The sequence below is a fragment of the Shewanella xiamenensis genome (assembly GCF_024971755.1).
Lineage (GTDB): Bacteria > Pseudomonadota > Gammaproteobacteria > Enterobacterales > Shewanellaceae > Shewanella > Shewanella xiamenensis.
In genome coordinates this window covers 4770321-4780000 of the sequence record NZ_CP079718.1, presented here as the reverse complement: position 1 = coordinate 4780000, position 9680 = coordinate 4770321, and the positions used below count along the sequence as shown (strand labels likewise).

Sequence of the window (9680 nt, the reverse complement as noted above, 5' to 3'; positions counted from 1 at the left end):
TTGAGACCGTGACTGCGTACCTTTTGTATAATGGGTCAGCGACTTACGTTTTGTAGCGAGGTTAAGCGAATAGCGGAGCCGTAGGGAAACCGAGTGTTAACTGCGCGTTTAGTTGCAAGGCGTAGACCCGAAACCCGGTGATCTAGCCATGGGCAGGTTGAAGGTTGAGTAACATCAACTGGAGGACCGAACCGACTAATGTTGAAAAATTAGCGGATGACTTGTGGCTGGGGGTGAAAGGCCAATCAAACCGGGAGATATCTGGTTCTCCTCGAAAGCTATTTAGGTAGCGCCTCGAGCGAATACCATTGGGGGTAGAGCACTGTTAAGGCTAGGGGGTCATCCCGACTTACCAACCCTTTGCAAACTCCGAATACCAATGAGTACTACTCGGGAGACAGACGGCGGGTGCTAACGTCCGTCGTCAAAAGGGAAACAACCCAGACCGTCAGCTAAGGTCCCAAAGTGTATGTTAAGTGGGAAACGATGTGGGAAGGCTTAGACAGCTAGGATGTTGGCTTAGAAGCAGCCATCATTTAAAGAAAGCGTAATAGCTCACTAGTCGAGTCGGCCTGCGCGGAAGATGTAACGGGGCTAAACATACCACCGAAGCTACGGGTGCAATTCATTAGAGTTGCGCGGTAGAGGAGCGTTCTGTAAGCCGTTGAAGGTGAAGGGGTAACCCACACTGGAGGTATCAGAAGTGCGAATGCTGACATGAGTAACGATAAAGGGGGTGAAAAACCCCCTCGCCGAAAGACCAAGGGTTCCTGTCCAACGTTAATCGGGGCAGGGTGAGTCGACCCCTAAGGTGAGGCCGAAAGGCGTAATCGATGGGAAACAGATTAATATTTCTGTACTTCCGCTAACTGCGATGGAGAGACGGAGAAGGCTAGGCTAGCGCGGCGTTGGTAGTCCGCGTTTAAGGTGGTAGGTGGGTGACTTAGGCAAATCCGGGTCACTATACACTGAGAGCTGATGACGAGTCCCCAAGGGGATGAAGTAGTTGATGCCATGCTTCCAGGAAAATCTTCTAAGCTTCAGGTTAGCGGGAATCGTACCCCAAACCGACACAGGTGGTCGGGTAGAGAATACCAAGGCGCTTGAGAGAACTCGGCTGAAGGAACTAGGCAAAATGGTACCGTAACTTCGGGAGAAGGTACGCTCTTGTTGGTGATGAGACTTGCTCTCTAAGCTGACGGGAGTCGCAGATACCAGGTGGCTGCAACTGTTTATCAAAAACACAGCACTGTGCAAAATCGCAAGATGACGTATACGGTGTGACGCCTGCCCGGTGCCGGAAGGTTAATTGATTGGGTTATCGCAAGAGAAGCTCATGATCGAAGCCCCGGTAAACGGCGGCCGTAACTATAACGGTCCTAAGGTAGCGAAATTCCTTGTCGGGTAAGTTCCGACCTGCACGAATGGCGTAATGATGGCCACGCTGTCTCCAGCCGAGACTCAGTGAAGTTGAAATTGCGGTGAAGATGCCGTATACCCGCGGCTAGACGGAAAGACCCCGTGAACCTTTACTATAGCTTGGCACTGAACATTGACCCTACATGTGTAGGATAGGTGGGAGACTATGAAGTTGGAACGCTAGTTCTGATGGAGTCGTCCTTGAAATACCACCCTTGTAGTGTTGATGTTCTAACTTGGCCCCATTATCTGGGGTAAGGACAGTGCCTGGTGGGTAGTTTGACTGGGGCGGTCTCCTCCCAAAGAGTAACGGAGGAGCACGAAGGTTGGCTAAGTACGGTCGGACATCGTACGGTTAGTGCAATGGCATAAGCCAGCTTAACTGCGAGACAGACACGTCGAGCAGGTACGAAAGTAGGTCATAGTGATCCGGTGGTTCTGAATGGAAGGGCCATCGCTCAACGGATAAAAGGTACTCCGGGGATAACAGGCTGATACCGCCCAAGAGTTCATATCGACGGCGGTGTTTGGCACCTCGATGTCGGCTCATCACATCCTGGGGCTGAAGTCGGTCCCAAGGGTATGGCTGTTCGCCATTTAAAGTGGTACGCGAGCTGGGTTCAGAACGTCGTGAGACAGTTCGGTCCCTATCTGCCGTGGGCGTTGGATGATTGAGGGGAGTTGCTCCTAGTACGAGAGGACCGGAGTGAACGAACCGCTGGTGTTCGGGTTGTCATGCCAATGGCATTGCCCGGTAGCTATGTTCGGAATCGATAACCGCTGAAAGCATCTAAGCGGGAAGCGAGCCCCAAGATGAGTCATCCCTTGGACTTTAAGTCCACTAAAGAGCCGTTCGAGACTAGGACGTTGATAGGTCAGGTGTGTAAGCGTTGTGAGGCGTTGAGCTAACTGATACTAATGACTCGAGAGGCTTAACCATACAACCCAGATGGGTTTTGCTAAGTAGCACTTAGCTTGAATAGAAACACTTAAGAAGTGGTACTCAATACAGCTTTCCGAATTAACAAATAAAGGTTAATTACGCAGGTAATTGTACGGCAGACAAAGCCGTGACGAGCGAAGGGCGGAGTGTACGGTAGTACATGAGCACTGGAGTGAGGAAACAATGCCGTCAGACGTAGAATTAACCCGTAAGAATTTGCTTGGTGACAATAGCATTGTGGTCCCACCTGATCCCATCCCGAACTCAGAAGTGAAACGCAATCGCGCCGATGGTAGTGTGGGGTCTCCCCATGTGAGAGTAGGTCATCGCCAAGCGCCTAATTTAGCTTAATGTGTAAACGTTAAGTTAAAGGAGCGGTAGTTCAGTTGGTTAGAATACCGGCCTGTCACGCCGGGGGTCGCGGGTTCGAGTCCCGTCCGCTCCGCCAACATTTCGATAAGCCCTAACAGCAATGTTAGGGCTTTTTCGTCTTTGGAGTTTATCTATTTTAATTGTCGCAGAATCCTGTTCTACAGCATTTATCCCTCTCATTTATGAGCGCATCACTGTGTGATGTACCATACCAATCGTATTCAATATCTGTTCATTTAGCGGAGAGCAAAGCACTTTAGGCAAGGTGAAGGCTTGAAGGCATAATGGGTTCTGCCAAAAGCCTTGAGCGCAGCATAAGCGCTTTACCATGCAGTGAACACCTGACAGCCTCAAAGACATCCTGCTTCCTGTGGGGTTGACTTAAAATGGAATAACTCTTTCTGCGTTAATGCGCCTCGAATTGAAATACCTGTAAGGCTATGAACTGATGAGATATTTGATTTGGCTGGTTTCAATGGCGAGCTAAATTTAGTGGTATCGGGACAGTGTCAGTGGTTTGCTTAAATGAACTTGAGAATGAAAATACTCGACTAAAAAGCGGTTAAAGGCTGAAGTAATAGCAGAGATGATAATCCAATTTTGTTGATCAATATAAATACCCCTTTAGTGATTAGAAGAATATAGCCTACTTAAAAATCACTAAAAGTGAGCCATAGGGATCGCTCTTATCGGCCAGATTTAAACTGGTTTATAGCGTCTCAAAGGCTAATATTCTGTCAACTAAATAGCTTAAAAGCTTTGTTTGACTAAGAATCGCCATTCCCAACTGTTTACTGAATCGCCCCCCGTGTAAGGTACCGAAAAATCGATATGGGCGACGTTGCCATAACTGGATCTAGATGAATAAATCCGCGCGCCAATACCTATGCTACCTAGCGGGCCGTTGACTTCGTTATTGTCGGCTAAGGGACCGCCAGAGGCTTGGCCTACATCCGCAAAGACTGCCCAGCCGAGTTCAGCTAATTGGTATAAGTTGATATTCGGATAATTGCGGATTTCGGCGGTAAATAACCATTGGTTATCCCCTTGTTGATATTCGTTGGGATAACCTCGTACTCCAGTTTCATCCCCAAGTCCTTGAGTTAGATCGAGATAGGTATTATTGGACAGGCTTGCCCAAGCTTTGCCATAGGCAATCCATTTTGGATTGATTTGATAGAAGTATTCCGCTTGTACATTAGCCTGAAAAGTGTCTTTTTGCGTGGTGCCTAGAGTGCTGGTCGCGCCCATTTCCAGTAACCAAAGATGTTCATCAAATTTATAACCCCTACTGGTTTGCCATTTAAAGTGGTAACCCACTGGGTTATTGTCGCCGATATCATTGGTTTCAATACCGAGTTGGATATAGTGATGCCATCCTAAGTTAAAGTCTTCATTATTACGGATCAGGTGCACGTTGTTGAGTATCTGAAAATCATCTTGAACATATTCATAGGCAACCCAGGGATACATAAAGTCCCTATCTTGTGGTAACTCTGAGTTGGGATACACCTCTGAATTGGCAAACTCGTGCTTGTCTTGGGTAAAGCCAGCAATAAAGCGAGACAGATTGTCGTTGCTTCTATTGAGTAACCAACCATATTGCAAATTAAGATAATCGACAGTGTGAGCAAACTCGTTCACCTCTTGCCCATTTTGTCTCAAAATATCGGTGCGGCTATCATCTAAAAACTCGGCCGAGTACATGGTCTCAGTATTCAATGAATAGAAAGGCTTGCTCACGTACACATGTTTAGCTTGGCCGTCACTATTATCATAAAATTCAGCGGCGACAATGCCGTGATCGATAAAACTCACGGGAGCCTCAAAGGCAAACTTATAGCCAGTGCGGGATTCGTTAGATTGATACTTTAAGCGGGTGCGAATGCCAGTACCTAGTAGGTTATCTTCTTTTACGCCAAAGGAGTAACGAGTGTCTCCTCCTGAGCTGCTAAAGCTGGCCGTTGGCAGTAGCGACCAGTTGTCCCAAGTTTCAATAATGATGGATTCATCTTCGAGGGGAGAATCCGTTTGGGGATCTTTCTCACTTGTATAAACTTTGGCATCACGAATATAGGGTTCGGCGCGTAGTAAACGTTGAGACTCATCGAGATCTTTTTGGGTGACCGTATCGTTTTCGCTAAAGGTAAGCTTATCGCGAACCACATATTCCTTGGTATTTATATGCAGATAGTTTGCCCAGCGGTGGATAAAAAATGCATCGGGATCTGACTCGTCGAAGATAGGATTGCTTACAACGATGATCTTACTAACCTTTTTTGGGGCTTGATCCGAGGTGGTTTTGGGCGCAACCTCATCCGCTGTGGCTAGGTTGACTAGACCACAGAGGCAACAAGGTAGAATCGATGCATACAGGGTAAACTTCTGCATAAAACCACTCCCGTAAACTGGATGGCAACAGCTTAAGGTTCTGCTGCTTCACAATTTAATAACACACGGGATATGACGATTAGTCAAGTAAACATTTTAATAAGATTATGATTTTACATAAGGTTATTTTAAGAATAGGGCTGGAGTTGGCGCCAGCCCTGAGGATGAATGTTATAGCGTACGCCTTGGTGGTACTACGACGTTGGCAAAAATCAGTCCGGCGATAAGCGACATAAAGATCAAAAAGATCTGCGAGCCAATATGGGATTGGTTAAGCATAGTTTCGCCGGAGATCAGCGCGTTCAGCCCTATGTAGGTTTTACTGCCGGGTACTAAGATCACAATGCCTTGCAGCAATGCAATTGAGGCGGGAGCCTTCATCCAACGGGCATAAAGATTGGAGTAAACTCCTACGGCTAGGGCACCAAAAAAGATCCCCACCGAATCCCCAAAAAAGTGCCCACCTAACATGGCGGAGAAAAATGCGACAATTCCCGCTAGAACGCCCCAAGGCGAATCTTGCATCCGTGCTTTAAAGATGAACACCAGCGCCATAGAAAGGATGGGCACCGCTGACCAAATCGCCCAGCGAGGCAATCCTTCCGGTTCGATATAAATGGCCTCACCGAAGAAGGCTTTACCAATTGCCATCCCCAAAACTGCACCAAAATATAGCTTAAACAACAGCATACTGGCGTCCATGATCCGCGCTGTGCCCGAAATCAAATCGCGTGCCGCCAGCTCAGCAAGCCCCAAGGTTAAGGCTAAACCGGGAATAAAGATGATGATCGAGGAGAGGATCACCACCGGAATATTAATATTAGGGTCGATGCGGGCAATGGCGCAGGCGGCAATGGCGCAAACAATAGTCGCGAAGGGCTCTAAGACTTCTGCCATGCGCGTCGAACGCTCGGCGCGGTACACAAAGCCATAGACAAGCAAGCCTAACAAGCCTGACCAAAAGACATCGTTCCAACCCGTGCCCATCAACATGGCAAAGGCGGCCGCCGAGGTGCCAAAGGAGAAACAGGTTAATGCTGGGCCGTAGGGGTTGGGTTTGTTGGCAATTTCCTCTAGCCTGTCTAAGGCTTCGGTGAGTGTGCGTTTGCCCGAGGTGAGTTCATCTACCAGTTCATCGGTGCGGGCGAGGGAGCCTAAATCCAATTCGCCGGGTTTAACCCGCGCAACATGGTTATATTCTTGATCAGTATCGTGTTGTAATACGAAGGTCATCGAGGTCGGCGAGATTAAAAAATAACCTTCGATTCCGAGCGTCCGTGATACAGTTTGCAAATGGGTTTCAAGACGGTAAGCGGGTGTGCCAAACTTATGTAAAGCCTTGCCTAGCTTAATGATAAATTTACGCTTTTCGAGAAACTGTTCGTTATCCAATCGGGCTATTCACTGTATAAAAAGTTGTAAGAGATCACGCGCGCATATTAACCTATCTTGTCGCTAAAAGGTTAATGGCTTTTAAGCTTAATACAAATAAATTGCTGAATTTTTGCGGTCTATACCGCGGTGATGTTAATCAAAAGGGAATCGTTATGCCGTTGATGGTAACAGGGTTTTACGCCAGCTTGACTGGGTTGTTGATAATAGCGCTGGCTTATCGAGTGGTGAAATTAAGACGAAGCCAAAAAATCGGTATCGGCGATGGTGGTCATCATGCCTTGGTACTGGCGGGCAGAGTACATGCGAATCTGATTGAGAATGCACCCATCGTATTGATTTTAATGCTGGTGGCCGAGGCGGGTGGCTTAGCGCATTTCTATTTGCATTGTTTTGGTACCCTGTGGATTGTGGCGCGCTTACTCCATGCGATAGGGTTAACTCAGGGTAAAGGCGGTTATCATTTCGGTCGTTTTTGGGGCGTGTTGCTCACTTGGTTAGTGACTATCAGCCTAGCCTTAGTCAACTTAGTGCATTTTGCCCAAAGTCTGTAATGGCTGAGATAGGGTAATGGCCGTCTAAGCCATATCCCTAGCCACTTTAGGGGTATTGAGCACATTGGTGCAAATACCCCGAAAAACACCTCGGCTGCTGTTTTTTTAATCGCACTTATCCCTGTTTGCCTGCTATACTCCGCGTCCCTAAATCGGTGCGGCCTGTTTTTTGCCTGCACCTTTGTTTGACATTACGCTTTTGGGTCAAAATCGATGCAAGTTGAATCCACACTGTTTAGCCATCCCAAGTATTGGGCCGAGTCATTCGGCACCGCGCCTTTCTTACCTATGTCTCGCAAGGAGATGGAGAAATTAGGCTGGGACAGCTGTGACATTATTATTGTCACTGGTGATGCCTATGTGGACCATCCAAGCTTTGGCATGGCGGTCATTGGCCGGATGTTAGAAGCCCAAGGCTACCGTGTCGGGATTATTTCTCAGCCCGATTGGTCGAGCAAAGATGCCTTTATGCAGCTTGGTCGCCCGAATCTGTTTTTTGGTGTCACCGCCGGCAATATGGATTCGATGATCAACCGTTACACCGCCGACCGTCGTATCCGCAGTGATGATGCTTATACTCCTGGCGATGTGGGTGGTAAGCGCCCCGACCGCGCTGTGACTGTTTATACCCAACGTTGTAAAGAAGCCTTTAAAGATGTGCCAGTGATTATTGGCGGCATCGAGGCGAGCCTGCGCCGTATCGCGCACTACGATTATTGGTCGGACAAAGTTCGTCGCAGCGTGATTTTCGATGCCAAGGCCGACATCTTGATGTACGGCAACGCCGAGCGTCCGCTGGCTGAAGTGGCGCGTCGTTTAGCCGCGGGTGAAGCCATTGGGGATATTCAGGATGTGCGCGGTACTGCCGTTATCCGTAAAGAGCCTATGCCCGAGTGGCGTGGGATGGATTCTCGCAAGATAGATCAACTGCATAAGATCGATCCTATCCCGAACCCCTATGGCGCCGACGATGTGGGCTGTGCCAATTTATCTGGCCCATCGGATGTTAAAATTTTCGATAACGATGCGCCAAAACCCATCAGTGTGCAGCCGCCACGCCCTAAGCCTTGGGATAAAACCTATGTGCTGCTGCCAGCCTTTGAAAAGGTCTCTGAGGACAAATACTTATACGCCCATGCCTCGCGGATTTTGCACCAAGAGCAAAACCCGGGTTGTGCGCGAGCGCTGTTCCAGCCCCATGGTGACCGTGGTGTGTGGGTGAACCCACCGGCTTGGCCGCTCAATACCGACGAGATGGATGCCGTATTCGATTTACCCTATCAACGGGTGCCGCATCCTGCCTACGGTAAGGACAAAATCCCCGCCTATGACATGATCAAAACCTCGATCAACATCATGCGCGGTTGCTTTGGTGGCTGTTCATTCTGCTCGATTACCGAGCATGAAGGCCGGATTATCCAGAGCCGTTCGCAAGAATCGATTATTAAAGAAATCAAAGATATTCAGGATAAAGTTCCCGGTTTTACTGGGGTGATTTCCGACTTAGGCGGCCCCACCGCCAACATGTATCGCCTCGGCTGTACCAGCGAAAAAGCGGAGAAAACCTGTCGCCGTTTATCCTGTGTGTATCCATCGATTTGCGGCCATTTAGGCACAGATCATAAACACACTATCGACTTGTACCGCGCCGCTCGCGCCGTGCCCGGCATTAAGAAAATCTTGATTGCTTCGGGCGTGCGTTACGACTTAGCGATTGAAGATCCGGCCTATGTCAAAGAGTTGGTCCAGCACCATGTGGGCGGCTATTTGAAAATCGCCCCTGAGCATACCGAAGAAGGGCCGCTCAGCAAGATGATGAAACCCGGCATGGGCGCCTACGATAAGTTTAAAGAGCTGTTCGACAAGTATTCTAAGGAAGCGGGTAAAGAACAGTTCCTGATCCCTTATTTTATTTCGGCGCATCCGGGCACGACCGACGAGGATATGCTCAACCTCGCGCTCTGGTTGAAGGAGCGTAAGTTTAAGCTCGACCAAGTGCAAAACTTCTATCCATCGCCAATGGCAAACGCGACGACCATTTATCACACTGAGTTGAACTCGCTGAAAAACGTGAAGCACACCAGTGAAGTAGTACCTGTGCCGAAGAAGGGCCGCCAACGTCGCCTGCATAAGGCGCTGCTGCGTTACCATGATCCAGCGGGTTGGCCTATCATCCGCGAAGGCTTGATTGCCATGGGACGTGAAGATTTGATTGGTAACAGTCCGAATCACCTCGTTCCACCAGAAGGGCGCAACGAACGTGGCCAGAAATGGATGAAGGATGCTAACCAAGGGCAAAAAGCCCTGACGCGCTTCTCGGGCAATCAGTTCGATGAGCGTAAGGGTAAAGGCGACGCCAAGGGCAAACCGAGTGCAAGCAAGCCTAAGGGACCTAAGTCTGGGGCGAATGCAACGCAAGGTCAGCAGCCTAAGAGCAGCCGTCCGGGAGCTAAGGCACCTTTTGGTCAGTCGGGCTTTAAGGGAAAATCAGAGCAGGGTAAGGCGGGCCACCATGGTCGCGGAAACAAAGCCTCTTCAGGCCGTCAGCACGCTAAGTAACGGCGAAAAAAAGCCACTCCAGTAAACCTATTTGGAGTGGCGCAGAGGTG

The 9680-nt window shown here is 48.9% G+C and carries 4 protein-coding genes, 1 tRNA gene and 2 rRNA genes (1 of these 7 only partly in view); 5 read left to right on the top strand and 2 right to left on the bottom strand.

Going from position 1 to position 9680, the window contains the following annotated elements; translation table 11 throughout:
* The 3 genes from KXJ80_RS22050 to KXJ80_RS22040 all read left to right on the top strand — a co-directional run.
* Positions 1–2359: ribosomal RNA gene (locus KXJ80_RS22050) — 23S ribosomal RNA — on the top strand (it extends 534 nt beyond the left edge of the window).
* A 222-nt stretch (positions 2360–2581) separates the two neighbouring features.
* Positions 2582–2697 (top strand): 5S ribosomal RNA (rrf, locus tag KXJ80_RS22045).
* Positions 2698–2733: 36 nt separating this feature from the next.
* Positions 2734–2810: transfer RNA gene (locus KXJ80_RS22040), tRNA-Asp, on the top strand.
* A gap of 674 nt (positions 2811–3484) precedes the next feature.
* Here the strand turns inward: KXJ80_RS22040 and KXJ80_RS22035 are convergent.
* Together KXJ80_RS22035 and KXJ80_RS22030 are read right to left on the bottom strand one after the other, a co-directional pair.
* Positions 3485–5125 carry a BamA/TamA family outer membrane protein gene (locus KXJ80_RS22035; RefSeq protein WP_203432358.1) on the bottom strand — a complete coding sequence of 547 codons (1641 nt, stop codon included), beginning with the start codon at positions 5123–5125 and terminating at the stop codon, positions 3485–3487.
* Between the two features lie 171 nt (positions 5126–5296).
* Positions 5297–6517: a threonine/serine exporter family protein gene (locus KXJ80_RS22030; protein WP_037413798.1), complete on the bottom strand. Its 1221-nt coding sequence runs from the start codon at positions 6515–6517 to the stop codon at positions 5297–5299.
* A gap of 155 nt (positions 6518–6672) precedes the next feature.
* Here KXJ80_RS22030 and KXJ80_RS22025 point away from each other — a divergent pair, with 155 nt between their 5' ends.
* On the top strand, positions 6673–7071 hold the full coding sequence (locus KXJ80_RS22025; protein WP_218737616.1) for an MAPEG family protein: 399 nt from the start codon (positions 6673–6675) through the stop codon (positions 7069–7071).
* Between the two features lie 213 nt (positions 7072–7284).
* Positions 7285–9630, top strand: coding sequence for a YgiQ family radical SAM protein (locus KXJ80_RS22020; RefSeq protein WP_218737615.1), 2346 nt, complete (start codon positions 7285–7287; stop codon positions 9628–9630).
* Positions 9631–9680 lie beyond the last annotated feature (50 nt).